The organism is Nocardia colli (genome assembly GCF_008704205.1).
In the GTDB taxonomy this organism is placed as follows: Bacteria; Actinomycetota; Actinomycetes; order Mycobacteriales; family Mycobacteriaceae; genus Nocardia; species Nocardia colli.
Genome location: NZ_VXLC01000004.1, coordinates 23474 through 48961 on the forward strand (window position 1 = coordinate 23474; position 25488 = coordinate 48961).

Consider the following 25488-nt stretch of genomic DNA (forward strand, 5'->3'; position numbering starts at 1 on the left):
CGGGTTCCGCGCGCACTGCGCTGGTCGTCGTGCGGCCCGCGGATAGCTCGGTGATGGTCATTTCGACACCACCATGCGCACCGGGGTGGGGTCGAATCCGTTGCAGGGGTTGTTGATCTGCGGGCAGTTGGAGACCAGGACTAGGGTGTCGATTTCGGCGCGGAGGGTGACTTTCTTTCCCGGCGCGGACAATCCGTCGACGATGCCGAGCGTGCCGTCGGCCTCCACCGGAACGTTCATGAACCAGTTGATGTTCGAGACGAGGTCTCGTTTTCCGAGGCCCCATTGCAGTGCCGCGGTGAGGAAGTTCTCCACGCAGGCGTGCTGGTGCCGGGTGTGGTGCCCGTAGCGGAGCGTGTTCGACTCCTGGGAGCAGGCGCCCGCGATGGTGTCGTGATTGCCGACCTCGTCGGCGACGACGGTCATCAACGCGGTGCCCGCGTCGGTCAGGAGCACGCTGCCGGTGGTGAGGAAGATGTTGCGCTGCGCGGCGATGGTGGCCTGTGCGCTGTAGCGGTCGGTGTGATCGGCCGCCGAATACAACAGGCAGTCGACCGCCTGGTTGCCGTGCAGGTCGATGATCTCGAGTTGCTCGCCCGCCTTGACCACCGCGGACCAGGGGGCGCGGGCGGGGACGGTCTCGTCGAGCACGATGGTGCGTGCGGCGGTGTTCATGGCCTTACCTCCAGCGTGAGTGCGGCCGTCCAGGCGCGTTCGGTGTTCTCTACGGCCCGTTGGTATTCCGGGTCGCCGTTGTGGGTGATGGCGAGATCCTCGGGCGCGGCCCAGGCGACGATGTCGAGATCCGTTGTGGCTCGGTCATCCAGCGGGTGCGCGGCATTGGCGACGAGCAGCACGACCGGCAGATGCACCAGCAGGTCGACGGACGAACCCGGTGCGGCGCTGCCGGTGGCGATCAGTGCGCCATCGGATTCCACTCGGACACCGCGGAAGAACGACACCGTCGGCCCGATATCGCACGGCTGCAAACCGTGTTTGGCGCCAGCGAGGCGCAGCAGTTGCCGCGCCTCGGCGGTCGGGCCGCAGAGGGTGTCGTGACTGCCCGAGGTGTCGGCGAGCACCGTGGCGAGAATGCGGCCCTGATCCGACAGCAGCGGATGGCCGTCGCCGAGATACGCCTGCCACGGAACCTTCACTGTGTCGGCGACATTGAGGCGTTCCCACGGTGCTTCGGGACGCACCAGCAGCAGGTGTGCGCAGGCGCCGCCGGCCGGGTCGGACAGCCGGATCCGAGTCCCGCGGCCCAGCACGACATTCGCGTAGCCGTCCGCCGGAATGCGCTGGGCGAAGGTTATTCTCGCCGATTCGACGCCCGCGGGCAGTGCCGGTCCGGCGAGCGTCGCGGCGGCGGCCTGGGATCGTGCGTGCGCTCTGGCACTTTCGGTGGATGCGGTGCTGCTGCTCATTGTTGCCTCCTTCACTGGATGCGGCCCCGGACTCTTGTCCGTCCGAGTGGCCGGCCGGGTACGACCGTGTGCGCGGTGGTGGCCGGCACCACCACCGCGCCGCCGGTCAAGCGGATCGGGTTGCGGGCTCCGGGTTTTCGCCGGCGCTCGGCGGCTGCCCGACGAACCGGTGCACGACGACCCCGACCCCGACGACGAGCAGCACGAACAGCGGTGCGGCCCAGAGCATCCACCAGCCGCCGCCGTTCGGCGTGTAGACCTCGGCGCGCGGCCAGGCCAGGTTCACCGCCATCGCGATGCCCCACAGCACGGCGAGCACGTTCACCGGAATGCCCAGGCGCCCCAGGCTGAACAGCCCGGCCTCGGTGCCTTCGTCGGCGGGCATGCCCTTGATCCGCCGCACCAGCAGCGGCACGGTGACCAGCAGATACGCCAGGTACAGCGTCACGATGCAGACGCTGGCCAGGGTCGCGAAGATCGCGGCATTGCCGAGATTCAGGACGAGCAGCCCGATGCCGAGCACGCCGATGATGACCGCAGGAAGCACCGGGGTGCCGAAGCGCGGGTGCACCGCGGCGAGCCGCTCGGCGAACGGCAGCTTGCCGTCGCGCGCCATCGAGAACATCAGCCGCGAGCCCGCCGTCTGAATGGCCAAGGTGCACACCGTGATCGCCACCGCGACACAGCTGAGCAGCACCGTGCCGGCCGGGCTGTCCAGCTTCGAGGTGAGCACGTAGGCCAGGCCCTCGGTGGCCAGCGAGCCGTCGGACAGGCTCGGCGCGGCCATCAGCGCGCCGATCAGCAGCAACCCGCCGCCGAGCGCGGACACCGCGAGCGCGGTCAGGATGGTGCGCGGCGCGACCCGGCGCGGATTCTTCGTCTCCTCGGAAAGCTCACCGGCGGAATCGAATCCGACCATGACGTAAGCGGCCATCAGCCCGGACACCAGGAACGCGGCCCAATACGAGCCCGGCACCGCCTGATCGGTCTGCAGCACGACGCCGGGCCCGCGCTCGGTGTGGGTGAAGAACAGCCCGATGATCGCGAGCACGCCGACGATCTCCACGGTGACGCCGATCGAGTTGATCCGCGACATCAGGTCGATGCCGATCACGTTGATCACCGTGGTGACGACCAGGAGGATGCTGCCGAGCAGCACCGCGTTGGTCGCACCGGAGGACGAGGTGAGCGCGGTGTCGTCGCCGACGAGTTGGAAGCCGCTCCAGATGGACGGCAGCACCACCTGCAATGCGATCGCGGCCGCGGCGGCGGTGACGATCTGCGCGATGACCATCATCCAGCCCGCGAACCAGCCGATGAGTTCACCGCCGAGCCGGCGCGACCATTGGTATATGCAGCCCGAGATCGGGTAGCGGGCGGCCAGTTCGGCGAAGTTCAGCGCGACGAGGAACTGCCCGGCGAACACGATCGGCCAGGTCCAGAAGAACGCGGCGCCGCCGAACGAATAGCCGAAGCCGAAGAACTGGAAGATCGTGGTGAGGATGGAGACGAACGAGAAGCCGGCCGCGAACGAGGCGTAGCGGCCCAGTTTGCGATGGAGCACCGGTTCGTAGCCGAATCGGGCGAGGTCGGCGCCGTCGCGGCTGGTGTCGGGCGGAGGGGCGAACGTTGTGGCCATGAGGGTCCTTCGGCGAGCGGCCAATACCTATCAGATGACAGTTTTGCGTCGGCGATCGCGCTTTCGGTGACCCGCGTGTATCGCTTGCGGTAACTCCGGTAACTTCTGCGTTGCCGAGATTTCTATCGAGTGACAGAAACCTCTCAGCAGCTACCGGGCGACCGGGCGTCGCGGGTCGGTCCGGTGCAGACCTGCCAGAATGAACCTGTGGCAAACCTCGGCCCCGGCCGTCCCCGAGTGGAACAGCGACGCCGTCGCGGCCAGACGCCGCGTGCCGAGATCCTGGACGCCGCGGGAGAGCTGTTCACCACCAATGGCTACGCGAACACCTCCACCCGTGTGGTCGCCGACGCGGTCGGCATCCGTCAGGCATCGCTCTATCACCACTTCGCCGCCAAGGATGACATCCTCGATGCGCTGCTTGCCGAAACCATAGCTGCCCCACTGGAACTCGCCGAGCGACTGGGGAACGTGTCGGTGCCTGCGCCAACCCGTCTTTACGCGCTCGCGCTCTTCGACGTCCGGCAACTGTGTGCCGCGCGCTGGAATCTCGGTGCGCTGTACCTGCTTCCGGAACTGCGCACCGAGCGGTTCGCGACGTTCCGGCTGCGGCGTGACGAACTTCGCGGGCACTACGAGACTTCGGCGGCGGCGGTGCTTTCCGAGGCCGGTGGTGCGGGCATCGTCGGGGCCGAGGCGTTACCGTTCCGGCTGGTCGAGATGGTGATCAGCATGCGCTCGGACGAGGGCAACGCTCCCGCGGACGCGGAACGGACGATCCCCGAGGCGGCGCTACGGGTGCTCGGCTGGCCGGGTGATCTGAACGCGTTGCGCGCGGATGCGCAGCGCGTGCTCGATCAACTCGACCCGGCGTAGGCCCTATTTTCCGGCGCTGCGTCCCCACTTGAGGCCCCACCCGTACGCCTGGTCGACTTCCTTCTTGCCCCACAGCGGCCGCCCGGCGGGCGGCCGGATGAAGATGCCTTGACGGTGAACGACGAACTCCCCGTTGATGTTCTCGATCAACGCGAGCACCATCTCGCGCGAGTTGTCGGTGCATCCGTCGACCAGCATCTCGATCGGCGGCGAGCCGACCGGGTACAGGGTGGCCGTCGCGTGCACGCCGCGGAAGTCGTCCGCACCGGCGTACAGCGAGGCGAACACCAGGATGCGGCGGAACTTCGCGGTGTGATCGAGATTGATGTCGAGGTTCTCGCCGGCGGCGACGGCGCCGGTCCGGTCGTCCTGATCGAGCTGGATGAACGGCGCCTTGCGCAGCGAGCCGAAGCTGTCGAGCGGGCCGATCGAACCCTTCGTCCCGTCGGTCATCTCCCAGAAGCAGCACAGGTCCAGGTCGAGACCGCCGCTCTTGCGCTTGCCGAACTTGCGCGGGGCGGGTGCCGCGGCCCCGGTCCAGTTCAGATTGATCCGCATGATGCCGCCGGTCGCGCCCTGCTTGGTCAGCGAGATCGAGGGTGCGTCTTTGGTCAGCGAGATCTTGCTGAGGTTGACCGGGGCGCCGGGCTGCGGTGAAAACTGCTGCGGGGGAGCCATGTTCGGCGGCGGTGCGCCGTAAGTGCCTGGCGGCGGCGGGTATCCGGCGGGCGGCTGCTGCGGCGGCGGGAATTGTGGCTGCGGCGGGGCGTATTGGGGCATGGGCGGAGCCGGGGGCGGCGGCGCGGTGAACTGATGCGGCGGTGCGGCGGGCGGCGGTGGTGGGGTGAACTGGTGCGGCGGCGCGGCCGGTGCGGGCGCGTCGTCGACCGAGATACCGTAATCGGTGGCCAGACCGGCCAATCCGGAGGCGTAGCCCTGCCCGACCGCGCGGAACTTCCACGCGCCCTGGCGGCGATAGAGCTCGCCGAGCACGAACGCCGTCTCGGTCGTCGCACCGGCACTGTCGAACCGGGCGATCTCGTTGCCGGTGCCCGGATCCACCAAACGCACGTAGAGCCCGTGGAATTGACCGAAGGTGCCGCCGTCCGCGGAGGCCGCGATCACGATGGTCTCGATCTGCGGCTCGACCTGGCCCAGGTTCGCCGACAGCACGTCGAGCACGGTCGGACCCTGCTGCTTACCTTCGTGGCGCACCGCACCGGACGGATGCACGGGCTGGTTGTAGAAGACGAAGTCGCTGTCGTTGCGCACCTTGCCGGCCACCAGCAGCAACGCCGAGGCGTCGGCGTCGGGCACCCCGGGTCCGCTCTGCCAACCCAGCTCGATCCGGACGGCGCTCTGCGGCACCGCAACGTTGGCGCCCTTCGTCATCGACACACTTGCCAACGTATCGCCAAACCCGGCGATTGGGTACTTGATCAGCGCGTCGGCGGCGCGATCTCCCAGTGCTGCTGCAACGCGCCGGCGATTTCGGGGAGCACGGTGATCGGAATCCGTTTGCGCCGCAACAGCGCCCGGATCTCGTTCACCTGTTCCCGTTTGCGCAGGTCGTAGGCGCCGGAGACCGGCCGGAGCACCGGCGGGATGGACAGCAGCACCAACTCGCCGTGTTCCTCGTCCCCGCCGGCCAGATCCAGCGCCAGCGACCAGCGGGATCGCTCGTCGAGGGTGAAGCGCCCGGCGACCACCCGGTCCCAGTCGACGCTGGACTCGGTCCACGGCGTGCGCCGGTAGATCGTCCGCTCGGTGAGCACGACGGCGTCCCTGGCGAACAGCGCCGCCACCACGGCGATGCCCGCGACGGCGCCGGCCAGCAGACCGGTGAACACCCGGTTCAGCCCGAACAGCGCGATCACGCCGGCGCACAGGGCGACGGTCACCAGGATCCCGGCGGAGCTGTACAGCGCCGCGCGCCGGGTCGGCACCACACCTGCCCGCACCATCGTCATCTCACCCACCACCTCCGGCTCGCTGCGGCACACGCTACCGCCCGCCGGAGCGCCGCACACCTCCTGACTCCGGGCGGGAGTCAGGAGGTGTGCGGCGGGTTGCTCAGGCTTCCAGGGCTACCGCGGCCTCGGCCGTGTAGACCAGGAAGGTCAGGCTCTGCTGGAAGTACAGCTCGACCGACTCGGCGTCGTGGGACAGGTAGCCGATCGACAGGTCCTGACCGATCCGCAGGTCGAAGTCGCCGCCGCGGCAGGTCAGCACGAACGCGCCGTCGATGGCGGGCGCCCAGATGATCTCGCCGTCCGGGATGAGCCGCTCGATGTGGGTGCGGATCGGGTGTCCGTGATCGGAGGTCTCGCTTACCGCGGTGAACAGCTCCGCGCTCAGCAGCACCGAGTACGGCCCGTCGACGCCGGCCAGGCGCAGCGCGGTGAGCGCCTGGGTGACCGACTCCGGGACCAACCGCGGATCGCTCGGCAACGCGATCGCCTGATTGGTCGAACTCGCCCGGATGCCGGTGATGTTCGCGGCCGGATAGCCCTCGAAGATGGCCCGATCCTCGGCGAACGCGATCTTCTTCGCGGCGTCCTTCACCGGATCCAGGTCGGGATCCATCGCGCCGCGTTCGACGTTGTCCAGCTCCTCGCGGGAGAGCCGGAACGGCACCCGCAGCTCGACCAGCGGCGCGACTACTCGCTGCCGGGCCTGCACGCCCTCGTCGGGCGCGGTGATCGGGGTGGTGTGCCCGGTGCCGACCGCGGAGTAGTCCAGGCCGTGCGGGCCGGACAGATCGACGACACGCCGCCCGGCGATGTGCCGCTTGAAGGTGCGCGTCGCCTCTTCCTCGATCGCCGACCATGCCTCGGCGGTGATCGGCGCGAGTTCGCGATAGAGGTTGTTCATGCCTGCGTGCTCCTTTTCAACGTGCCGATACCGAGTGAGCCCGACCCGATGTCGTTGGGCTGCACGTCTGCTGCCGCTATGGCCTCGTCCGGCGGCGGGGGAAGTTCATCGAAGAAGTCGAGCGACGGCGCGAAGAACGAGGTGCCGGTGACCGCGATGGAGAAGTCCAGGATGCGGTCGTAGGCGGCCTCGTCGGTGCCGACGAACATGCGGGTGAGCATCAGCTCGGTGACGCTCGGGGTGGCCGCGTAAGCGATGTAGTACGTGCCGAATTCGCCGTCCTTGACGCTGCCGAACGGCATGTTGGCGCGCAGGATCTCGCGTTCGGTGCCGTCGGCGTCGACGATGGTGTTCACCGCGACGTGCGAATCGGCGGGCTTGTCGGCGTCGGACAGCTCGAAATCGTCGAGCTTGGTGCGGCCGATCACCTTCTCCTGCTCCTCGATCGAGAGCGCGCGCCAATCCGCCATCGGATGCAGGTACTTCTGCACGATGACGTAACTGCCGCCGCAGAAGTCCGGGTCCTCGTCGCCGACGAGTGCGGCGGCATACGCGCCCTGGCCCTCCGGGTTCTCCGTGCCGTCCACGAAGCCGAGCAGGTCGCGCTGTTCGAAGTAGCGGAACCCGACGGTCTCGTCGATGATCGTGGCCGCGCCGGCCAGCCGGTCGCCGAGGGTCATGGCCAGCTCGAAGCAGGCGTCCTGGTTTTCCGCCCGGATGTGGAAGAGCAGATCGCCCGGCGTCACCGGGGCCTGGTGAACCGCGCCGACGAAGCCGGGGAAGTCGTGCAGTTCGGCGGGCCGTGGTCCGGCGAAGAGCCGGTCCCAGGCCGCGGAGCCGATCGAGGTGACGCAGTTCAAGCCGGCGCCGGGGATCCGGAAGCCGACCGAGCGACGCAGGCCCTGCACGTCGGCGAGGGTGTCCCGGACGACCGCCTCGCCGCCCTCGTCGATGGTGGCGACCAGGAAGATCGCGGCCGGGGTGAGCGGATCGAGAATCGGCTGCGGCTCACTCATGATCTTCAGCCTAGTGCCCGGCACCGACACCTCGGCCAGGTGGCACGGGCACCGCGGCTACTACTTCGCGACCGTCAGCAAGAAGGCCACATCGTCCACGGCCATCACGCTGTGCCGTGCCTTGGGCACCACGAGCAGATCGCCCGTCGAACCCTTCCATTCGTTGCTGCCGCTGATCAGGGTGAGCGTGCCGCTGAGCACCAGCAGCGTGGCCTCACCCGCGTTGTCGTGCTCGGCCAGGCTCTGGCCCGCGCTGAGGCCGACCACGGTCTGCCGCAGTGAATTTGCGTGACCACCGTAGATGGTTTGCGAACTCCGCCCGCTGGTGGCGGTGCTCGCGATCTTGAGCTGTTGTCGAGCAACCGCAGTCAGCGATTTCTTGTCCATGGACCGCCTTTCGCAAATGACAACAGCCGGTACGAGGGCTGGTCGCACCGGCTCGGGGGTCCGGACGGACGCAGGCCCGGCCCCACTTATCCAGGAGTATGCCCGACCGTGCTTGGTCTCGAGTCGGGTTTGCGTGGCCGCGGCGTTCTGTGATCGAACGGTGTTGTGCGGCCTCGATGATCGATGCGGAGAGTTTGCCGACTAGTCGGATTCGCGGCGGGTGTAGCGCCGGATCCGGTATCGCAGACCGGTGCTCGACTCGTGCCATTCCGCGCTCTCGTCGGCGGCCCATTCGGGCCCGATGAGCGGGGCGTACGCGTCGCCCGCGACGTTCGTGTCGACCTCGGTGACGAGCAGGTCGGTCGCGAAATCCATAGCGGCGCGGTAGATCTCACCGCCGCCGGCGATCCACACGGAGTCCGGATCGCTCAGTGCGAGCGCCTCGTTCAGCGACCCGGCGCGTTCGGCGCCTTCGGCCACCCACTCCGGTTGCCTGGTCACCACGATGTTGCGGCGTCCGGTCAGCGGGCGGAACCTGGGGGGCAGCGAATCCCACGTGCGTCGGCCCATCACCACCGGATGTCCCATGGTGGCCGATTTGAAATTCGCCATGTCTTCGGGCACGCGCCACGGGATGGTGTTGTCCGCACCGATCACGCCGTCGGGCGTCTGCGCCCAGATCAGTCCGATCGTGCGCTCGCTCACACGGCCACCGGGGCCTTGATCGCCGGATGATGCTGGTAGTCAACGACTTCCACGTCCTCGTAGACGTAGTCGAATAGCGACGTGGCCGGACGCAGGTTCAGCGTCGGGAACGGGAGCGGATCGCGGGTGAGCTGTTCGGTGACCTGGTCGAGGTGGTTGTCGTAGATGTGGCAGTCGCCGCCGGTCCAGATGAAATCGCCGAGCTCCAGTTCGGTCTGCTGCGCGACCATCTGGGTGAGCAGCGCGTAGCTGGCGATATTGAACGGCACGCCGAGGAACAGGTCGGCGCTGCGCTGATACAGCTGGCAGGACAGCTTGCCGTCGGCTACATAGAACTGGAAGAACGCGTGGCACGGGGCGAGCGCCATCTTGTCCAGCTCGGAGACGTTCCAGGCGGACACGAGCATGCGCCGCGAGTCCGGGTTGGTGCGCAGGGTGTGCAGCACCTCGGAGATCTGGTCGATGTGCATGCCGTCCGGCGTCGGCCAGGAGCGCCACTGCACGCCGTAGACCGGGCCGAGTTCGCCGCCCACGCCGGCCCACTCGTCCCAGATGGAGACGCCGTGCTCCTGCAGCCAGCGCACATTGGAGTCGCCGCGCAGGAACCAGAGCAACTCGTAGACGATCGACTTCAGATGCACCTTTTTGGTGGTGATCAGCGGGAAGCCCGCCGACAGGTCGTAGCGCAGCTGATGGCCGAAGATGCTGCGCGTACCGGTGCCGGTGCGGTCTGCCTTCTTCGTGCCGGACTCCAGCACCAGCCGGAGCAGATCCTCGTACTGGGTATCGGTGGCCACGCCTGTCAACTCTAGGGGACGGTGGGAGGCGAAGCCGACGGGGCGGGTGAGCACTAGTCTTTGGGCCGCCTGGCAAGCTCGCCGCATGCGCAAGCTCTACGTGATCGGCATCGGCGCGGGCGACCCCGACCAAGTGACGGTGCAGGCGATCAAGGCGATGCGACAGGTCGAGGTGTTCTTCGTCATCGGCAAGGGCGCGGAGAAGCGCGAGCTGGTCGAGGTGCGGACCGCGATCCTGGCCGAGCATGTCGAGCGGCCGTATCGGATCGTGGAGATCGCCGACCCGCCGCGCGATCGGACGCCCGCGGATTATCAGGGTGTCGTCGAAGACTGGCACGAGCGGCGCTCGGCGTTGCTGGAAGACGCGTTCGCGCAGGTCGACGGGGTCGGCGGGATTCTGGTGTGGGGTGATCCGGCGCTGTATGACAGCACGTTGCGGATGATCGAGCGGGTGCTCGCGCGCGGGACCGCGCACTTCGATTACACGGTGATTCCCGGCGTCACCAGCGTGCAGGCGCTGGCCGCGCGGCATCGCATGGTGCTGCACCGGATCGGCGAACCGGTGCACATCACCACCGGCAGGCGGCTGCGCGAGGAGGGACTCGCCGATTCCGCGGTGGTGATGCTGGACGGCGACTGCTCGTTCACCGAGGTACCGGGCGCGGACGTGCACATCTGGTGGGGCGCCTACCTCGGCATGCCGGACGAAACGCTGATCGACGGCCCGCTGCGCGAGGTGGAACAGGAGATCGTCGAGCGCCGCGCCCGGTTGCGCGCCGAAAAGGGCTGGATCATGGACATCTATCTGCTCAGTCGAGGCTGACTGCCCTGCTCTTGTCGGTGATCGCCGGTAACCTGACCCTGTGCCCGAACTACCTGAGGTGGAGGCGCTGGCGCAGTTCCTGCGGGAGCATGCGGTCGGCGCGGTGGTGGGGCGCGTGGATGTGGCGGCGCTCAGCGCGGTGAAGACGTTCGAGCCGCCGGTGACCGCGCTGTCCGGCCGGGACGTGACCGGGGCGGGGCGCTGGGGGAAGTTTCTCGGCATGGACTGCGGCGGCCTGTGGCTGATCACGCACCTGTCCCGCGGTGGCTGGCTGCGCTGGATCGATGAACCCAGCCAGACGCCGCCGAAGCCGGGCGGCAAGAGTCCGCTGGCGCTGCGCGTGCATTTCTTCACCCCGGAGGGCGCGACGCCCGCCTTCGATCTCACCGAGGCGGGCACCAAGAAGCGGCTCGCGGTCTACATCGTCGACGACCCGAAACTGGTGCCCGGCATCGCCCGGCTCGGGCCGGACGCGCTCGAGGTGAGCGAGGACGAGTTCATCGAGATCCTGCGCGGCACCTCGCAGCGGATCAAGACCGCGATCGTCGACCAGACCCTGTTGGCCGGCATCGGCAATGCCTACTCCGACGAAATCCTGCACGCGGCCAAGATCTCCCCGTTCGCCAACACGAAAACCCTTGCGGCGAACAATGGTCCCGAGCTGTACGCGGCCATGCGCGCGGTGCTCACCGATGCCGTGCAGCGTTCGTCGGGGCAGGCCGCCGCCCGCCTCAAGGGCGAAAAGCGTTCCGGCATGCAGGTACACGCCCGGGCGGGCCAGCCGTGCCCGGTCTGCGGCGACACCGTGCGCGAGGTGTCCTACGCCGAGCGTTCCTTCCAGTACTGCCCGACCTGTCAGACCGGCGGCAAGATCCTCGCCGACCGGCGGATGTCCCGGTTGCTCAAGTAGCGGTCAGGTCAGGGTGGGTACCCGGACTCCTTGCCAGGCAAGGCGTTTGGTCTTGTCCGGGTCGTGTTCCAGGCGGGTGGGGGTATCGATGATCAGGGTGGTGCGGCGGGATTCGGTGTAGGCGGGCCAGGAGGGGAGCGGGGCGCCGGTGCGGGCGAATTCGAGCCAGTTGTCCTGGAATTGGTGGGTGACCGATTGCAGGCCGCGGCGGCCACCGGCGGCGGTGATGGCGCGGCCGAACGCGGCTTCGCCGCCGCCGAAGACGGGGATCAGGTCCGAGGCGTGGGTGGCGCCGAGGCCCGCGAGCTGCATCGAGCGCGGGGCGAAGTCGTAGCGGTAGGCGTAGGTGGGGGCGTGTCGGCTGTGCCCGGCCATCACCGTGACGGACGGGCGCCAGAAGACGAAGTCGCCGCCGGCCCGCACGGCGGCCTTGGCCTCCGGATAGCCGGGATAGGCTGCGGCGATTCGGGATTCGGCGGCATCGTTGGCGATCGCTTCGCGCAGCCGCTCCGGGGTGGTGGGCAGCGAATCCGCGAACTTGGCGAACAAGGTGCCCTCGTCGCGGTTCGTGCCGATGATGAGCGGCACCCGATGGGCGTTGCCGTCGACGATCGCATCGATCGGCGCCTGCGGTAGCAGGACGCCGTCGACCACCGGGGAAATCGGGAACAGGCCGCGTCGTTCGCGCAGGACCCGATTGCTGGTGCGGTCGACCGCGCGCCGAATGTCGTTGGCGCCGGCCGTGAGCAGGGCGGTGGCCGCCTGGTCCGGGGTGGCGCCGAGTGTTTCGACGCAGCGGCGGGCGAACAGCCGTGCATCGTCGGGGGTCATGGCCCAGTCGGCCGGCGGGCTCTGGGAAATAGCCTGGTGGAACAGGCCTTTCGCGGCCGGTGTGGCGAGCAGGCTGAGCACCGCGTGCGCGCCCGCGGATTCGCCGAAGATGGTGACATTGCCGGGATCGCCACCGAACGCGGCGATATTGGTGCGCACCCATTCCAGCGCGGCGACCTGATCGCGCAGGCCGAGGTTCGACTCGAAAGTGTGCCCCGGCGTGGAGAATTCACCGAAATCGACATAGCCGAACGCGCCGAGCCGGTAGTTCAGCGATACCAGCACGGCATCCCCGCGCACCGCGAGCCGGCCACCGGAGTACAGCGCGAGCGCCGACGTGCCGGTGAGATAGCCGCCGCCGTGGATGAACACCAGCACCGGCCGCGGCTTGGCCGACGGCGTCACGGGCACGGTGACATTGAGTGTCAGCGAGTCCTCGTTGGTCGGCTGGTACCGGCGCGGCCCGATCCGCGCGCCGGCCCGATGCTGCATCGCGGCGAACCCGTACTCGGTGCTCTCCCGCACCCCGGCCCACGGCGTGACCGGTTGCGGGGCCCGAAACCGCAAGTCGCCCACCGGCGCGGCCGCGTAGGGCAGGGACCGCCAGCGCAAGACGCGGCGGCCGCGACGACCCCGAACGACTCCGTCGGCGGTCTGGATATCTGTCGATGCCACCATCCGCCAATGGTACTTACGCGCGCCGTGTCTCCAACAGGCGTAACCAGAACTCGCTGATCGCGGGAAACGCGGGCACCGCGTGCCACAGGGTTGCCAACGGCACCTTGCCGACCACCGCGATGGTGGCCGCGTGCAGCTGCTCGCCCGCCTCCGGACCGACGAAGGTCGCGCCGAGCAGCGTGTCGGTGGCGGTGTCGATGACCAGCTTGGCGTGGCCCGCGAAGTCGTTGCGCGCCAACGCGGAACCGGCGACCGAGATGTCCAGCTCCACGGTTTCGACGGCACGGCCCGCGTCCCGGGCCGCGGCCTCGGTCAGTCCGACGGACGCGACCTCGGGTGCGGTGTACACGACCTGCGGAACCTGCCCGTGGTCGGCGCTCGCGGTGAACCGGGCATCGTCGAGCGGCCTGCCCTCCGCGCGGGCCGCGATCACGTCGCCGCACACCCTGGCCTGGTACTTGCCCATATGCGTCAGCGCGGCACGGTGATTCAGATCGCCGACGCAGTACAGCCAGTCGCCGTCCACGTCGCGCACGGTCAGCTGATCGTCGACGGCGACGTAGCCGTCCTTCAGCCCGACGGAATCCAGGCCGAGCCCTTCGGTGGCGGGTGCGCGGCCGGCGGCCACGATGATCTCGTCGGCCTCGAGTTCGGTATCGCCCTGGGCGCTGTGCACCCGCACGGTGACCGGGCCGCCGTGGATCCGGCCCTCGCCGGTGTCCTTGGCGTCGGGGCGGTGCACGCTGGTCGGCGAGGTGTCGAGCAGCACTCGCACGCCGCGCTCGTTCAGCGCCGCGACCACGCGCTCGCCCGCGAACGGTTCGGCGGACGCGAGCACCGCACTGCCACGCACGACCATGCTGACCTGCGCGCCGAGCGCACTCAGCCAGGTCGCGGCCTCGCAGGCCACCACGCCGCCGCCGATGATCACCACGCGGCCGGGGACCTCGTGCAGGTTGGTGGCGTCGCGGGAAATCCACGGCAGCGCGTCGCGCAGGCCGGGTACGTCAGGGACGCTCGCCGTGGTGCCGGTGGCCAGCACCACCGCGTGCCGGGCGCGCAGCACCCGTCCGTCGACCTCGACCAGTCGTTCCCCGACGAGTTTTCCGGTGCCGCGGACGACCTCGATGCGGTGGTCGCCGGCCCACTTCACCTGCGAGGCGTCGTCGTGGTCGCTGACGAAGGAGTCACGCCGCCGCAGCACCGCCTCGATGTCGAGGCCGGTCGCGGTGATCCCGTCCATGGCCTGCGCGGCGCCCAGCACATGGCCGGGCCGCAGCAGGGCCTTGCTCGGAATGCAGGCCCAGTAGGAGCATTCGCCGCCGACGAGTTCGCGTTCCACGATCGCGGCGGTCCGGTCACTCCCGGCGATGGCGTAGTCGGCGGCGTTCTCGCCCGCCGGTCCGCCACCGATCACGATGACGTCGTACTCGGTAGGTGTGCTGGGCATGGCGGTTACTGCAGGTAGCCCTCGACCTGAGCGGCGGAGCTCGGTTCGGCGCCGTCGGGCGACTCGCCCTGGTCGATCCGCGCCCGGCGGTGCCGCAGCAGATCCCACGCCTGGTCCAGCATCACCTCGAGCTCGGCGAGCTGCTGGCGTTCGGCCTTGGGATCCAGGTCGCCTTTGGCGGCCTGGGCCCGGAGCTCGTGCTCCTGGTCGACGAGTGCCTTGATCCGGGCCAAAACGTCCTGTTCGGTCATGGCGACCATGCTACGGCCGCGCCAGGCACGCGGCGGCGATCGGCACCGCCGTGGCCAGGTCGGGCCAGGACAGCGCGGTGTAACCGAGCGTGACGCCGAAGTGGTGCCGCCGCGCGCTGTGGTGGTAGCGGGCGAGCGGGTCGAGGGCGACGCCCCGCGTGCGGGCCGCGGCGACGCTGCGTTCCTCGGCCTCGGCCGAGGCGAGCGGCACCACCACGTGCGAGCCCGCGTCGTCGCCGATGACCTCTAGTCCGTGGCGGCGCAGTTCGCTCACCATGAGGGCGCGCCGGGGCGGCAGCTCGCGGCGCAGGCGGCGCAGGTGCCTGGCCAGGTCGCCGTGCGCGGCGAGCGCGACGAACACCTGCTGGCCCGCCGGACTCGGGCTGGTTCCGGTCCGGTTGCGATGCGCGACAACGGCATTGGCGATGGCCGGCGCGGCGACCAGCCAGCCGACGCCGAGGCTCGGCGAGAGGATCTTGCTGGTGGTGCCGAGATGCACGACCACATCCGGCGCCATCGCGGCCAGCAGGGGCAACGGCGCGGTGTCGTAGCGCAATTCGCCGTCGTAGTCGTCTTCGATGATGAGCAGTGCCTGTCGGCGAGCGTGCTCGACCAGTTCGACCCGGCGCGCGGCGGGCAGTCGGGCGCCGAGCGGAAACTGGTGTGCCGGTGTGCAATACACGGCTTTGATGTTCGACGGCAACAGGTCGACGCGCAGACCGTGCGCGTCGATCGGGACGGGCAGAACCCGGATGCCGGCCGCCGCGAATGCTCCTGCGGCGCGCTGATATCCGGGGTCCTCCATCGCGATGGCGTCGCCGGGGGACAGCAGTGCCGCCGCGAGTTCGCCTACGGCGGAACTGGTTCCGGCCGTCGCGAGCACCACCGTTTCGCTGCCCGCGCCGAGTCCGCGATGGCGGAGCAGATGTTCGACGATCGCCGCGCGGAAATCCGGCTCGCCCGCCCGATCCTTGCGGACCAGCGGCGAAAGGTCGGCGGCGGCGCGCCAGGCCCGCCGCCACGCGGGCCGATCGATGGCGTCGGCGCACGGCGCGCCGGGTTGCAGGTCGAGCAGTGGCGGACCGTCGTCCACTCCGTCCGGCTGACGTGGGCGCAGCGGCGCGGCCGGCGGCGCGGTGGTCAGATACGTACCCGAACCGCGTTTTCCGCTGATCCAGCCCTCGGCATGCAGTTGATCGAAGGCGGCGGCCACCACGGTGCGGCTCACGCCGAGCCGTTCGGCGAGCGCGCGCGACGACGGCAACCGGTCGCCGCCGCGCAGCAGCCCATTGCTCGCCGCGGCCCGCAGCCCGTCGGCGACCTGCACCGACAGCGGCTCCGGCAGCGCGCGGTCGAGCTCGAGCGGGAGTTCGTCGAGCACCGGTCACCTCACGAATGGACTGTGTGAATTTGCTTGAATTGGCACTTTCATAATGCCACTCCGGACTAGATGCTGGTCTTATGACGCAATCGGCCGATCTCCGAACCCCACTTTCGCCGACCCCGCGCAGCACGCTGACCCGGTCGAAGGAACGTGCGCGCAGCGAGCGCGCGGACCTCGACGCCGTCCTCGACGCGGGCCTGGTGTGCCACCTCGGCGTGCTGCTCGGCGGTGCGCCGGTGGTGCTGCCCTCCATCTACGGACGCGACGGCGACACCCTCTACCTGCACGGCTCGACCGGGGCAGGCAATCTGCGCGCCGCCTTGGCCACGGATATCTCGGTCGCGGTCACGCTGGTCGACGGCGTCGTCTATGCCCGCTCGGCGTTCCACTTCTCCATGAACTTCCGCTCGGCGGTGGTGCACGGCCGCGCGGTGGAGGTCACCGAGCCCGCGGATCGGATGCACGCGCTCGAGGTGATCACCGAGCACGCCGCGCCGGGCGCCTGGTCACGGGTGCGGTTGCCGAACAAGAAGGAACTGGCCGCGACCCTGGTGCTCGCGCTCGATCTGACCGAGGCCTCGGTGAAGGTCCGCAGCGGCGGCCCCAACGACGATCCGGCGGATATCGAGCACGGCGGGGTGTGGGCAGGTGTGCTGCCGGTGCGCCAGGTCTGGGGCGAGCCGATCGACGCAGCCGACCTCCAGCCGGGACTCGCGGTGCCGGGCGACGTGCTCGAGCGCGCGGAACCCGGTCTCGTGCCGGCGCGGTGACACCGACACGGCGGCTGTTTGCCTCGGCGTAGCCAGGCGAGCGGTCAACCGGCCCTATGGTGGGGTGGTTGCCGATGTTTCGCACCACCTCACCGGAGGCCGGCGTGACGAGATTCCGCAAGACCTTCGCGGCAACGGCCGCGGTGCTCGCCGTGGTCGGCGCGATGGTGATCAGCCTGACGCTGTATCAGGTGCAGAAGGACCATGGCCAGACGCTGCATGTCATCGGCGACAGCGACGTGGCCGACCGGGTCGACGTCGAGGTCGTGGTCATCCAGATCGATGCCGCCGTGCAGGAATTGACCGTTCAGCTGGTGCCGTCGCCGCGCGGTGCGCTGGCCGACGAATTCGGTCGATTCCGCAGCGACGCGACGATCTACACCTCCGGGATGAAACCGGAACCGATCCGGATCAAGGCGGGCGACCTGATCTCGGCCGCGGAGGTCCGGATCGCCATGGGGGGTGGCGGCATGATCACCGACTATCCGTTCGACAAGTACCGCGCGCACATCGATGTCGCGGCCGACGCCGGTGACCATGCCGTGCCCGTGACGATCGGCCTGTTCAGCCTCGACGCGTTCTTCAAGATCACGCCGCAGGTGGACGACGAACAGCACGGCGACGGGATCGGCACCACCGTGACGGTCGCCCGCTCGACCGCGTCGCTCACCTTCGCGCTGTTCGTCATCGTGCTGATGCTCGGATTGGCGCTGGCCGCAGCCACCGCCGCGTTCTACGTGCTCGCGGGTCGCCGTGGCCTGATCTGGCCCGCCAATACCCTGATGGCGGCCGTGCTGTTCGCGATGATCCCGCTGCGCAACGCGGTACCCGGCGCGCCGCCCATCGGATCGATCATCGACTTCGGCTCCTTCTTCATCGCCGAAACCGTGGTGGCGCTGTCGTTGATCTGCACGGTGCTGGTCGGGTATCGGCACGAGGTGGTGAAGGAGCGCGAGGACGCCTAGTTGCCGATGGCTTGACCGAGCAGAGCTCGAACCGCGGTGGGGAGGAGTTCCGTTGCGGCCTGGGCGAATTGCGGATCGGTCACGATGGTGGTCGGACTGCTGATCGCGCAACCCGGTTGGGCGGGAACGCCGTTCAATCGATCACGTAGCCAGTGGAAGGCGCCGGGGATGTGGGTTGCCACGCCGGAGATGTGCTCCGCCAACAGCTCTCGCACGTAGGTGACGCTGGGCGCGCCCTCGGCGCAGTACTTGTCGACCAGCCGGTCGACGCCGGAACTGGGCAGGATCTCGTCGTTCCGGGCGTGGTAGATGTACACCGGTACCGACGGAGTGGCCTGGCCCAGTGCGTTTTCCGTGATCATGCGCTGCACCACGGGCAGTTCGAGCGGGTCGCCGCCGCGGAAGGAGCCGAAGAAGTTGTAGAACGGCACGATCGCCGTACCCATGGGATGGCACAGGATCGACTTCGACCCGATCAAGAGCTGGCCAAGCGGATCGACCCGATCCCGAATCAGCTCGCGGAACTCCGGATACTCGTTGGCGAAGCCTGCCAGCACGCCCGTGAGCAGACCGGTGTAGACGCCGCCGTTGTTGTGCCGCAACGCCTCCGGGAAATCGGCCGCCGCAACGCCGCCGGCGGCGACGCCGACGATGTTCAGCTCCGGCGCGTACCGCTGTTTCAGCTCGGCGGCGAACGAACTGGGAATGGTGCCGCCGGAGTAACCCCACAGGGCCGTCGGCGTATCCACGCCGGACAGCTGTGCGGGCGCGAAGCTCTCCACCGCGCGGATGCCGTCCAGCGTGGCCTGCGCGCTGATCCGGGAGACGCCGTACGCGGAATTGGGGCCCTCGTGGTCGGGCAGCGCGACCGTCCAGCCCTGTCCGATGCCTGCCGCGATCGGGATCAGGATCTCCGCCGCGTTGACGTAATCCGCTGGGATGGAACCGGATTGCACGACATAGGACGGCGCACAGTACTGGGCGGCGCTGTCCTCGGCGATCTGATACGACAGCAGTTTACGGCCGCCCTCCGGTGCCTGGCCGCGCGGCTTCAGGACCGTCGTGACCGTCGAGATGGCCGCGCCGAAGCTGTTCGTCGTCCGATAGAGCAACTGCCACGCATCGATATTCAGTTGGGCGAAGCCGAAATACGCGGGCGTGATGGTGCGGGCGCGCAGCACCTGTCCCGGTTCGGCGGCCGCGACGACGCCGGCCGCCGGTCGGTAGAACTCGTCGAGCTCGGGCGGCAGGGTGAGGGCGGGCGTCGGCTCGACGCGGACCGCGCCGGCGTCCGCCGGCTCGGCCGTCGCCAGGAGCGGAACGGACAGCGATAGCAGTAGGCCGAGCACGGTCGCAGTGGTGATGACGCGGCGTCGTTGCGTTTGTCTCATCGGGCTTCTCTCTGTGCGCGATCCCAATGCGATACACCGTGGCAGGGCAATGTGCTGCGGGTCACCGTTCGTGCGACAAGGAAATCCCCCGGGTGTTTGTGCATCGGACGGGACGCCGGGTTGGCCACGTGCACTAATCGATGTTGTCCGGAAGTGCCTATTGTCGAGAGCGGTTTGTGTATGTAAACAATGTGCGGATGACCGTTCCCTCCGATCCCGCCGCGCTGGCCGAGTTCTCCGACTATGTGCGGGCGGCGCTGCCCGATGTTGCTCGTGATCTGCTGTCCGTGGTGCTCGGCGAGGTGCCGTCGTATCGGGAGCTGTCCGCCGACAAGATCGGCCGAGACCTGCCGCTGGCCGCGGAGGCGAACTTGCGGCTGTTCCTGCGGTCGCTGGCCGAGGGCCGGGCGCCGCGGCCGGACGAGCTGACCGAACTGATCGACATCGCGGTGCGGCGGGCCCGCGCCGGGATCCCGCTCGACACCGTGCTGTCGGTGTATCACCTCGGCGCGGTGGCCGCGTGGAACTCGGTCGCCGCCTTGGCGACAACGCCGGAGCAGCGCGAACAGCTCTTGGCCGCAGTGCCTTACGTGCTCGGATATCTCGGCGCGGTGACGCCCGGGGTCGCGGGCGCGTATCTGCGCGAGCGGCAGGATCTGCACTGGGAGCAGCGGGAGGCCAAACGCGCGGTGGCGCAGGCGCTGGTCCGCGGCAACCCCGTCGACCTGCTGGCCGAGCGGTTCGGCATCGCGCTGGACGGCGGGTTCGATGTGCTGGTGTTCCGGGTGGCCGAGCCGGAATCCTCGGGTGCGAACCGGCCGGTGTTGCGCATCGTGCAGACCGAGATCGACGCGGTGTCCAGCCGGGTGCTGAGTTCCGTCGAGCGGGGCGGCGGAGTGGTGCTGGTGCCGGGCGCCGAAGGCGAACTCGCCACTGCCCTGGATGCTTTCGTCACCCGGGTCGCGCAGGGGACCGGCGCGCGCACGGTCGCCGGATTCGCCACCGCGGCCGGCGTGCACGACGTGCCCGCCGCCGCCGAGGAGGCGGGGGAAATCGCCAGGCTCGCCTACCAACTCCGGCGGCCGACCGCCGTGTACCGGATGGCCGACCTGGCGTTGCAGTATCAACTCGCGCGCCCGGGGCCCGCGCGGACCTGGCTGCTCACCCTGCTCGATCCGTTGCGCGACCAGCCGCACCTGATGGAGGCGTTGCGTGCGCTCATCGACAACGACTACAACCGGCAGCAGGCCGCGGCCGCGCTTGTCGTGCACCGGAATACGCTCAACTACCGGCTCAACCGGATCGGGACGGTCACCGGCTACGACCCCAACCGGCCGGATCATGCTCAGCTTTTCGCCGCCGCGCTCACGGCCAGTGATATCGATGAGATGGAGTGAGGACAGGTCACCAAGGGTGCGCGCGCAGGCCGAGTTCCAGCAGCGTTTTCTGCGCCGAATCCGTTAAGGCTGTGGATGATTCGATACCAGTTGGGTCGAGACTGACCAGCGACAGCAGGTAGTCGTCGCCGATGCGGCAGAGATAGCCGGACAGCCGGGTTCGCGGGAGCTGTGCGGCGGTCAGACCGGGATGGATTGCCCGCGCGGCGACGCCGAGGCAGCGGTGCGGACCGAGGGTGCGCAGTGTGGCGGGCAAGGTTCCGATGTTGGAGCACAGGATGTCTCGCTCACCGGCGCCCTTGGACAAGGCGTAGGCCCAGCGGTCGGGGATCACCTGGAGCAGTTCCTCGGGCATGCCGCCGGGGCTGGACATGCGGCGTTCGTAGGCGGCGCGTGCTTTCTCGCGGATGGTCGAGGGGTTGTCGCTGCGGTCGATGGCAATGTCGGTCATCGATAGATCGTTGTCGACCCGGGGCTCGTCGCGGGTGTCGACCGGGAGGCTGGCGTCGATGGTGTCGGGCTGGAAGCCGCTGGCCCACAGCACATTCGCGGTCAACGCGATGAACAAGCTGTTGGCGGTGCCGTCCTGTGCGGTGGCCGCGGCATCCCACTCGGCGACGGCGCATTGGAGTACCGCGCTGTGCGTCCGAACGGGCTCGTCGGTGCGGTCGCGGCGCTTTACCCGAGGCGGCTGGTCCGGAATGCCGCGGCGCAATGCATTCGCGGTCCCGCGCAGTACGATCGACCACTGACTTCGCGCATCGGCCCAGTCCGACTCCGGAGCGGCGAGCGGACCAGACGAGTCGCCGGCAGTCAGGGACGTACCACCGAGCGCATCGTCCACCGCGAGCACCAATGCTCGACCGTCGGCGAGTGCATGCGAACAGGTAAGGGAGACCAGGGAGCCGCCGTCATCGAGCGCGATGGCGGACAGTCGCCAGCCGGGACCGGATTCGGGGTCGAGATCGGCACCCTGTGCGTCGGCCCACTCCATGAGCGCGGTGGTGGGGATCGGCCGATCGGCGAGTGCGAGGGGATAGGCGCGGGTATTCGCTTGCCAGGCGCGTCGAGCGCCCGGCACCCGCGGCCGAATCACCCGCCGCCCCAGTTGCCCGGTACGCAATGCCGCGTGCACCGCGTGCAGCAGCGCCGGATCGATGCGGTCGGCGGTGCGCCACAAGCCTTGCAGCGCAATGGGGGTGCCGAGGCCACGATGGGTACGCAGGAAGATCTCGTCGACCACGCTCAACCGGCCCATCGGGCGCACGGCTACACCTCGCTCTCGACCGCGCTCGATTCCCTTGCTTCCGTGGTTGTTTCGCCGCGCCGTCTCATGTCCGCGCGCCGTGCCTGCCCTCACCCGCGGCGAAGCGCTGCGCCCCGTCGAGCGCGCCGCTGGTCAGCGCGGTGATGCCGTGCTTCAGCTCGTTGCGCAGCGCGGTCTCCTCGTCCATGCCGTCCTGCTCCAGCAGCGACATCCGATCCGAGCGCAGGCAGGCCTGCGGCAGCGCGGCCAGCTCGGCGGCGAGTTGTTCTGCGGCACTGCGGGCTTCGCCGGTCGGGACGACCCGGTTCGCCAGGCCGATCTGCAAGGCCTCGGCGGCGTCGACGGGACGGCCGGTGAGCACCAGATCCATGGCGCGGCTGCTGCCGATGAGCCGCGGCAGGCGCAACGTGCCGCCGTCGATCAACGGCACGCCCCAGCGGCGGCAGAACACACCGAAGACGCTGTCCTGCTCGGCAACTCGCAGATCGCACCACAGCGCGAGCTCCAGCCCGCCCGCGACGGCGTAACCGGAGACGGCGGCGATCACCGGCTTGGACAGCCGCATCCGGGTCGGCCCCATCGGGCCGTCGCCGTCCTCGGTGACCTGATTGGACCGCTCGGTGCCGAGGGCCTTGAGGTCGGCGCCCGCGCAGAAGGTGCCGCCGTCGCCCCAGAGCACCGCCACCGCGGCGTCCGGATCGGCGTCGAACTCGCGGAAGGCGTCGGCCAGTGCCGCGGCGGTCGGCCCGTCGACCGCGTTGCGCGCCTCGGGCCGATGCAGGATGACCGTCGTCACCGGTCCGCTGCGCTCGATTCGCACGCTCATGACAGCACCCCACAGATTCGCTCGATCACAATCCGACCATACGCCGTAAAACCCCCCTTGTGGCAAGAAATGAATACATGGTTCACTTCTTGGGTGGCCTACCGCAGAACCCCCGCAGTGCAGGCCCGCCTGGACGCGCAGGCGGGGCTGATCGTGCAGGCCGCGACCAAGGTGCTGTCCAGTGCGGGCTATGCCGGGCTGTCCATGGCGGCCGTCGCCGCGGAGGCGGGCGTGGCCACCGGGACCGTCTACAAGAACTTCGCGGGCAAGACGGAGTTGATCACCGCGGTGTTCCGCAAGGTGGTCGCCTGGGAGGTTGCTGCCGTGGCCGCCGCCAGCGCGCAGGGCACCGCCGTCGAACGGGTGACCGCCGCGGTGGAGACCTTCGCCGGGCGTGCGCTGAAGAATCCGAAACTGGCCTATGTGCTGCTCGTCGAGCCGGTGGACACCGTTGTCGACGCGGAACGGCTGCACTTTCGCCGCGCCTTCGCCGAGGCGTTCGAATCGGCGGTCGCGGAGGGTGTTTCACGCGGCGAGCTGCCCGCGCAGGACGCCCGGATGAGCGCGGCCGCGCTGGTCGGCGCGATCGGCGAGGTGCTGGTCGGCCCGCTGGCCTCGGCGCCACACGGGGAATCCGTTGTCCCCGAACTCATTACCTTCGCCTTGCGCGCACTCGGCGTGCGCGTGGAGTCGAGCTCGATCGCTCGGCAGGAATCAGGAGTGTCCGATGCAGACGCATGAGGTCTTCAACCAGGTCCCCGACATCGCCCCGTTCGATGTCTCGCGCAATCCGGCGCTGATCGAGGGGCTGCACCGGGAGGGCGCGGGCTGGGCCGAGGCCGAGGTGCGCGAACTCGGGGTGCGCGCAGGCAGTTCCGAGGCGCGGGAATGGGGACGGATCGCCAACGAGTACCCGCCGGTGTTGCACACGCACGACCGCTACGGCAATCGGATCGACGAGGTCGAGTTCCACCCGCACTGGCACGACCTGATGAATGTCGCTGTGTCCCATGGCCTGCACGGTTCGCCCTGGGTGGACGACCGGCCGGGCACGCACGTCGCCCGCGCGGCGAAGTTCTTCACCTGGGGAGCCGTCGAGGCCGGCCACATGTGTCCCATCTCGATGACCTACGCCGTGGTGCCCGCGTTGCGGCACAACCAGGAACTCTCGGCGAAGTTCGAGCCGCTGCTCGGCTCCCGGGTCTACGACTTCGGCCTGCGCGAGCCGTCGTCGAAGGCCGGGCTGATCGCGGGCATGTCGATGACCGAGAAGCAGGGCGGTTCCGACGTCCGGGCCAATACCACCACGGCGACACCGCAACCCGACGGCTCGTACCGGATCGTCGGGCACAAGTGGTTCACCTCGGCGCCCATGTCGGACATGTTCCTCACGCTGGCCCAGGCCCCCGGCGGACTGTCCTGCTTCCTGCTGACCAGGGTGCTGCCGGACGGCACCCGCAACCCCATTCGCATCCAGCGGCTCAAGGACAAGCTGGGCAACAAGTCCAACGCCTCCTCGGAGATCGAATACGAGAACGCCACCGGCTGGCTGGTCGGCGCGGAGGGCGCCGGGGTCAAGACCATCATCGAGATGGTGAACATGACCAGACTGGACTGCGTGATCGGCTCGGCCACCGGCATGCGCACCGGCGTGGTGTTCGCCGCGCATCACGCGCGGCATCGAGAGGCGTTCGGCGCCAAGCTGATCGATCAGCCTGCCATGCGTAATGTGCTGGCGGACTTGGTGATCGAGTCCGACGCGGCGACCACCGTGATGATGCGCCTGGCCGGCGCCACCGACCGGGCGGGCCAGGATCCCGCCGAGGCGGCGTTGCGCCGAATCGCGTTGGCGGTCACCAAGTATTGGGTGTGCAAGCGAGCGCCGGCGCACGCGGCGGAGGCGCTGGAGTGCTTCGGCGGCAACGGCTACGCCGAGGAGTCGGGCATGCCGCGGCTCTATCGCGAGGCCCCGCTGATGTCGATCTGGGAAGGCTCCGGCAACGTCGCGGCGCTGGATGCGTTGCGCGCCATGGGCCGTCAGCCGGAGACCGTCGAGGCCTACTTCAACGAGGTCTCGCTGGCGCGGGGTGCGAACCCGCGGCTGGACGACGCCATCACCCGGGTTGGCAAGGAACTGTCCGACCTCAGCGACATCGAGTTCCGCGCGCGCCGGATCGTCGAGCTGATGGCCCTGGTATTGCAAGGGGCGCAACTGGTTCGGCACGGTCATCCGGCGGTCGCGGACGCGTTCTGTGCGACCAGGCTCGGCGACGACTGGGGCATCGCGTTCGGCACCCTGCCGACCGGTGTGGATACCGGCGCCATCCTGGAACGCGCATTGGTCTGAGGTTCGTCTATCCCGGAATAGGTTGGGTTGCAGGAGTTCTGACGAAATCATCGCCGCTTCGATCGATCTTGTCAGCGATCATGATGTCGCCCGGCCGATCATCATACGGTGTCGAAATGTGTTCTCCCTGAGGATATTAGGCATGCGTATCGCTGTTACCGCGGCGTATCAATCCAATTGAGCCGCGGTTAACTCCCGACTTCGCCTATCTCCGGTGAATTCGAAAGATATTCGCGCATAACATTTTAAGGGCACATTGCACCGATAGCCAAAAGATTCCTGGGCTATTCACGGCCTTTCCCCAGTCTCGTCTCCAGTCGAGTTGGCCGCTCGTATGTGGTTCTACTTGGTCATGAAACCCACACATAAACGGGCGGGTCGAAATACCGCCTTTGCGATAATTGCCGTCGGGGCAATGATCTTCGCGTCCGGCCCTGGTGCCAGCGGAGCGCCGCCGACTAGTCCATCCGCACCCAC

General features: G+C 68.8%; 25 protein-coding genes. 8 read left to right on the top strand and 17 right to left on the bottom strand.

The window, feature by feature from the left end:
- Positions 1-57: 57 nt before the first annotated feature.
- The 3 genes from F3087_RS11910 to F3087_RS11920 all read right to left on the bottom strand — a co-directional run bounded on the left by F3087_RS11910 (position 58) and on the right by F3087_RS11920 (position 3066).
- On the bottom strand, positions 58-675 hold the full coding sequence (locus F3087_RS11910) for an urea amidolyase associated protein UAAP2 (protein ID WP_150401988.1): 618 nt from the start codon (positions 673-675) through the stop codon (positions 58-60).
- On the bottom strand, positions 672-1427 hold the full coding sequence (locus F3087_RS11915) for a DUF1989 domain-containing protein (protein ID WP_150401989.1): 756 nt from the start codon (positions 1425-1427) through the stop codon (positions 672-674). Before F3087_RS11915 ends, F3087_RS11910 begins: the two co-directional genes overlap by 4 nt.
- Positions 1428-1533: 106 nt before the next feature.
- Complete coding sequence (locus F3087_RS11920; protein WP_150401990.1) at positions 1534-3066, bottom strand: amino acid permease; 1533 nt, start codon at positions 3064-3066, stop codon at positions 1534-1536.
- Positions 3067-3273: 207 nt separating this feature from the next.
- Between F3087_RS11920 and F3087_RS11925 the strand changes: the two genes are divergently transcribed.
- Positions 3274-3942 (top strand): TetR/AcrR family transcriptional regulator, encoded by a 669-nt coding sequence (locus F3087_RS11925; RefSeq protein WP_150401991.1) that lies wholly within the window; start codon positions 3274-3276, stop codon positions 3940-3942.
- Positions 3943-3945: 3 nt separating this feature from the next.
- Here F3087_RS11925 and F3087_RS11930 read toward each other — a convergent pair whose 3' ends face one another.
- The 7 genes from F3087_RS11930 to F3087_RS11960 form a co-directional block, all read right to left on the bottom strand.
- The gene (locus tag F3087_RS11930) at positions 3946-5334 is read right to left on the bottom strand and encodes a TerD family protein (protein ID WP_150402807.1); all 1389 of its coding nucleotides are present in this window, start codon (positions 5332-5334) and stop codon (positions 3946-3948) included.
- A 47-nt stretch (positions 5335-5381) separates the two neighbouring features.
- A complete protein-coding gene (locus tag F3087_RS11935; protein WP_150401992.1) occupies positions 5382-5912 on the bottom strand; it encodes a hypothetical protein in 531 nt (176 codons plus the stop codon).
- A 103-nt stretch (positions 5913-6015) separates the two neighbouring features.
- Positions 6016-6816, bottom strand: a complete 801-nt coding sequence (locus F3087_RS11940) for a family 1 encapsulin nanocompartment shell protein (protein WP_150401993.1) — start codon at positions 6814-6816, stop codon at positions 6016-6018.
- On the bottom strand, positions 6813-7832 hold the full coding sequence (locus F3087_RS11945) for a Dyp-type peroxidase (RefSeq protein WP_150401994.1): 1020 nt from the start codon (positions 7830-7832) through the stop codon (positions 6813-6815). Before F3087_RS11945 ends, F3087_RS11940 begins: the two co-directional genes overlap by 4 nt.
- A gap of 60 nt (positions 7833-7892) precedes the next feature.
- The gene (locus F3087_RS11950; protein ID WP_150401995.1) at positions 7893-8219 is read right to left on the bottom strand and encodes a cupin domain-containing protein; all 327 of its coding nucleotides are present in this window, start codon (positions 8217-8219) and stop codon (positions 7893-7895) included.
- Positions 8220-8420: 201 nt separating this feature from the next.
- Positions 8421-8924 (bottom strand): dihydrofolate reductase, encoded by a 504-nt coding sequence (locus F3087_RS11955; protein WP_223885030.1) that lies wholly within the window; start codon positions 8922-8924, stop codon positions 8421-8423.
- The gene (locus F3087_RS11960) at positions 8921-9721 is read right to left on the bottom strand and encodes a thymidylate synthase (protein WP_223885031.1); all 801 of its coding nucleotides are present in this window, start codon (positions 9719-9721) and stop codon (positions 8921-8923) included. The genes F3087_RS11955 and F3087_RS11960 overlap by 4 nt, the downstream gene beginning before the upstream one ends.
- Positions 9722-9806: 85 nt before the next feature.
- Here F3087_RS11960 and cobF point away from each other — a divergent pair, with 85 nt between their 5' ends.
- Entirely contained in the window at positions 9807-10544 is a 738-nt protein-coding gene (gene cobF, locus F3087_RS11965) for a precorrin-6A synthase (deacetylating) (RefSeq protein ID WP_150401997.1), read from the top strand.
- Between the two features lie 40 nt (positions 10545-10584).
- Positions 10585-11454 (top strand): Fpg/Nei family DNA glycosylase, encoded by an 870-nt coding sequence (locus F3087_RS11970; RefSeq protein ID WP_150401998.1) that lies wholly within the window; start codon positions 10585-10587, stop codon positions 11452-11454.
- A 3-nt stretch (positions 11455-11457) separates the two neighbouring features.
- Here the strand turns inward: F3087_RS11970 and F3087_RS11975 are convergent, their stop codons facing one another.
- Genes F3087_RS11975 through pdxR form a run of 4 tightly spaced genes read right to left on the bottom strand, consistent with a single transcriptional unit; the run spans position 11458 to position 16045 of the window.
- The gene (locus F3087_RS11975) at positions 11458-12963 is read right to left on the bottom strand and encodes a carboxylesterase/lipase family protein (protein ID WP_150401999.1); all 1506 of its coding nucleotides are present in this window, start codon (positions 12961-12963) and stop codon (positions 11458-11460) included.
- A gap of 13 nt (positions 12964-12976) precedes the next feature.
- Positions 12977-14413 carry a dihydrolipoyl dehydrogenase family protein gene (locus tag F3087_RS11980; protein WP_150402000.1) on the bottom strand — a complete coding sequence of 479 codons (1437 nt, stop codon included), beginning with the start codon at positions 14411-14413 and terminating at the stop codon, positions 12977-12979.
- 5 nt (positions 14414-14418) lie between these two features.
- On the bottom strand, positions 14419-14664 hold the full coding sequence (locus F3087_RS11985) for a DUF2630 family protein (protein ID WP_150402001.1): 246 nt from the start codon (positions 14662-14664) through the stop codon (positions 14419-14421).
- A 10-nt stretch (positions 14665-14674) separates the two neighbouring features.
- Positions 14675-16045: a MocR-like pyridoxine biosynthesis transcription factor PdxR gene (pdxR, locus tag F3087_RS11990; protein ID WP_150402002.1), complete on the bottom strand. Its 1371-nt coding sequence runs from the start codon at positions 16043-16045 to the stop codon at positions 14675-14677.
- A gap of 80 nt (positions 16046-16125) precedes the next feature.
- Between pdxR and F3087_RS11995 the strand changes: the two genes are divergently transcribed.
- Positions 16126-16818, top strand: a complete 693-nt coding sequence (locus tag F3087_RS11995; RefSeq protein WP_150402003.1) for a pyridoxamine 5'-phosphate oxidase family protein — start codon at positions 16126-16128, stop codon at positions 16816-16818.
- Positions 16819-16892: 74 nt separating this feature from the next.
- A complete protein-coding gene (locus F3087_RS12000; RefSeq protein WP_191093924.1) occupies positions 16893-17783 on the top strand; it encodes a DUF4436 domain-containing protein in 891 nt (296 codons plus the stop codon).
- On the opposite strand, the gene F3087_RS12005 is transcribed toward F3087_RS12000, so the two are convergent.
- Positions 17780-19174, bottom strand: coding sequence for a lipase family protein (locus F3087_RS12005; RefSeq protein ID WP_150402005.1), 1395 nt, complete (start codon positions 19172-19174; stop codon positions 17780-17782). The two genes, F3087_RS12000 and F3087_RS12005, sit on opposite strands and share 4 nt — an antisense overlap.
- A 197-nt stretch (positions 19175-19371) precedes the next feature.
- On the opposite strand from F3087_RS12005, the gene F3087_RS12010 reads away from it, so the two are divergent.
- A complete protein-coding gene (locus tag F3087_RS12010) occupies positions 19372-20571 on the top strand; it encodes a PucR family transcriptional regulator (RefSeq protein WP_150402006.1) in 1200 nt (399 codons plus the stop codon).
- A gap of 7 nt (positions 20572-20578) precedes the next feature.
- Here the strand turns inward: F3087_RS12010 and F3087_RS12015 are convergent, their stop codons facing one another.
- Together F3087_RS12015 and F3087_RS12020 are read right to left on the bottom strand one after the other, a co-directional pair.
- The gene (locus F3087_RS12015; protein WP_191093985.1) at positions 20579-21829 is read right to left on the bottom strand and encodes a hypothetical protein; all 1251 of its coding nucleotides are present in this window, start codon (positions 21827-21829) and stop codon (positions 20579-20581) included.
- 73 nt (positions 21830-21902) lie between these two features.
- Positions 21903-22664, bottom strand: coding sequence for a crotonase/enoyl-CoA hydratase family protein (locus tag F3087_RS12020; RefSeq protein ID WP_150402008.1), 762 nt, complete (start codon positions 22662-22664; stop codon positions 21903-21905).
- A gap of 93 nt (positions 22665-22757) precedes the next feature.
- Between F3087_RS12020 and F3087_RS12025 the strand changes: the two genes are divergently transcribed.
- Together F3087_RS12025 and F3087_RS12030 are read left to right on the top strand one after the other, a co-directional pair.
- Positions 22758-23405, top strand: a complete 648-nt coding sequence (locus F3087_RS12025; protein WP_150402009.1) for a TetR/AcrR family transcriptional regulator — start codon at positions 22758-22760, stop codon at positions 23403-23405.
- Complete coding sequence (locus F3087_RS12030) at positions 23392-25011, top strand: acyl-CoA dehydrogenase family protein (RefSeq protein ID WP_150402010.1); 1620 nt, start codon at positions 23392-23394, stop codon at positions 25009-25011. The genes F3087_RS12025 and F3087_RS12030 overlap by 14 nt, the downstream gene beginning before the upstream one ends.
- The last annotated feature ends 477 nt before the right edge of the window (positions 25012-25488 follow it).

What these genes read in the sequence shown, in the direction of transcription:
- F3087_RS12000 (WP_191093924.1), top strand. Translation starts at nt 16,893, where the DNA reads ATGTTTCGCACCACCTCACCGGAGGCCGGCGTGACGAGATTCCGCAAG.
- F3087_RS11995 (WP_150402003.1), top strand. Translation starts at nt 16,126, where the DNA reads ATGACGCAATCGGCCGATCTCCGAACCCCACTTTCGCCGACCCCGCGC.
- F3087_RS11930 (WP_150402807.1), bottom strand. Translation starts at nt 5,334, where the DNA reads ATGACGAAGGGCGCCAACGTTGCGGTGCCGCAGAGCGCCGTCCGGATC.
- F3087_RS11935 (WP_150401992.1), bottom strand. Translation starts at nt 5,912, where the DNA reads ATGACGATGGTGCGGGCAGGTGTGGTGCCGACCCGGCGCGCGGCGCTG.
- F3087_RS11940 (WP_150401993.1), bottom strand. Translation starts at nt 6,816, where the DNA reads ATGAACAACCTCTATCGCGAACTCGCGCCGATCACCGCCGAGGCATGG.
- F3087_RS11950 (WP_150401995.1), bottom strand. Translation starts at nt 8,219, where the DNA reads ATGGACAAGAAATCGCTGACTGCGGTTGCTCGACAACAGCTCAAGATC.
- F3087_RS12030 (WP_150402010.1), top strand. Translation starts at nt 23,392, where the DNA reads ATGCAGACGCATGAGGTCTTCAACCAGGTCCCCGACATCGCCCCGTTC.
- F3087_RS11920 (WP_150401990.1), bottom strand. Translation starts at nt 3,066, where the DNA reads ATGGCCACAACGTTCGCCCCTCCGCCCGACACCAGCCGCGACGGCGCC.
- F3087_RS12005 (WP_150402005.1), bottom strand. Translation starts at nt 19,174, where the DNA reads ATGAGACAAACGCAACGACGCCGCGTCATCACCACTGCGACCGTGCTC.
- F3087_RS11975 (WP_150401999.1), bottom strand. Translation starts at nt 12,963, where the DNA reads ATGGTGGCATCGACAGATATCCAGACCGCCGACGGAGTCGTTCGGGGT.
- F3087_RS11980 (WP_150402000.1), bottom strand. Translation starts at nt 14,413, where the DNA reads ATGCCCAGCACACCTACCGAGTACGACGTCATCGTGATCGGTGGCGGA.
- F3087_RS11985 (WP_150402001.1), bottom strand. Translation starts at nt 14,664, where the DNA reads ATGACCGAACAGGACGTTTTGGCCCGGATCAAGGCACTCGTCGACCAG.
- F3087_RS11945 (WP_150401994.1), bottom strand. Translation starts at nt 7,832, where the DNA reads ATGAGTGAGCCGCAGCCGATTCTCGATCCGCTCACCCCGGCCGCGATC.
- F3087_RS12020 (WP_150402008.1), bottom strand. Translation starts at nt 22,664, where the DNA reads ATGAGCGTGCGAATCGAGCGCAGCGGACCGGTGACGACGGTCATCCTG.
- F3087_RS12010 (WP_150402006.1), top strand. Translation starts at nt 19,372, where the DNA reads ATGACCGTTCCCTCCGATCCCGCCGCGCTGGCCGAGTTCTCCGACTAT.
- F3087_RS11915 (WP_150401989.1), bottom strand. Translation starts at nt 1,427, where the DNA reads ATGAGCAGCAGCACCGCATCCACCGAAAGTGCCAGAGCGCACGCACGA.
- F3087_RS11910 (WP_150401988.1), bottom strand. Translation starts at nt 675, where the DNA reads ATGAACACCGCCGCACGCACCATCGTGCTCGACGAGACCGTCCCCGCC.
- F3087_RS12015 (WP_191093985.1), bottom strand. Translation starts at nt 21,829, where the DNA reads ATGGGCCGGTTGAGCGTGGTCGACGAGATCTTCCTGCGTACCCATCGT.
- cobF (WP_150401997.1), top strand. Translation starts at nt 9,807, where the DNA reads ATGCGCAAGCTCTACGTGATCGGCATCGGCGCGGGCGACCCCGACCAA.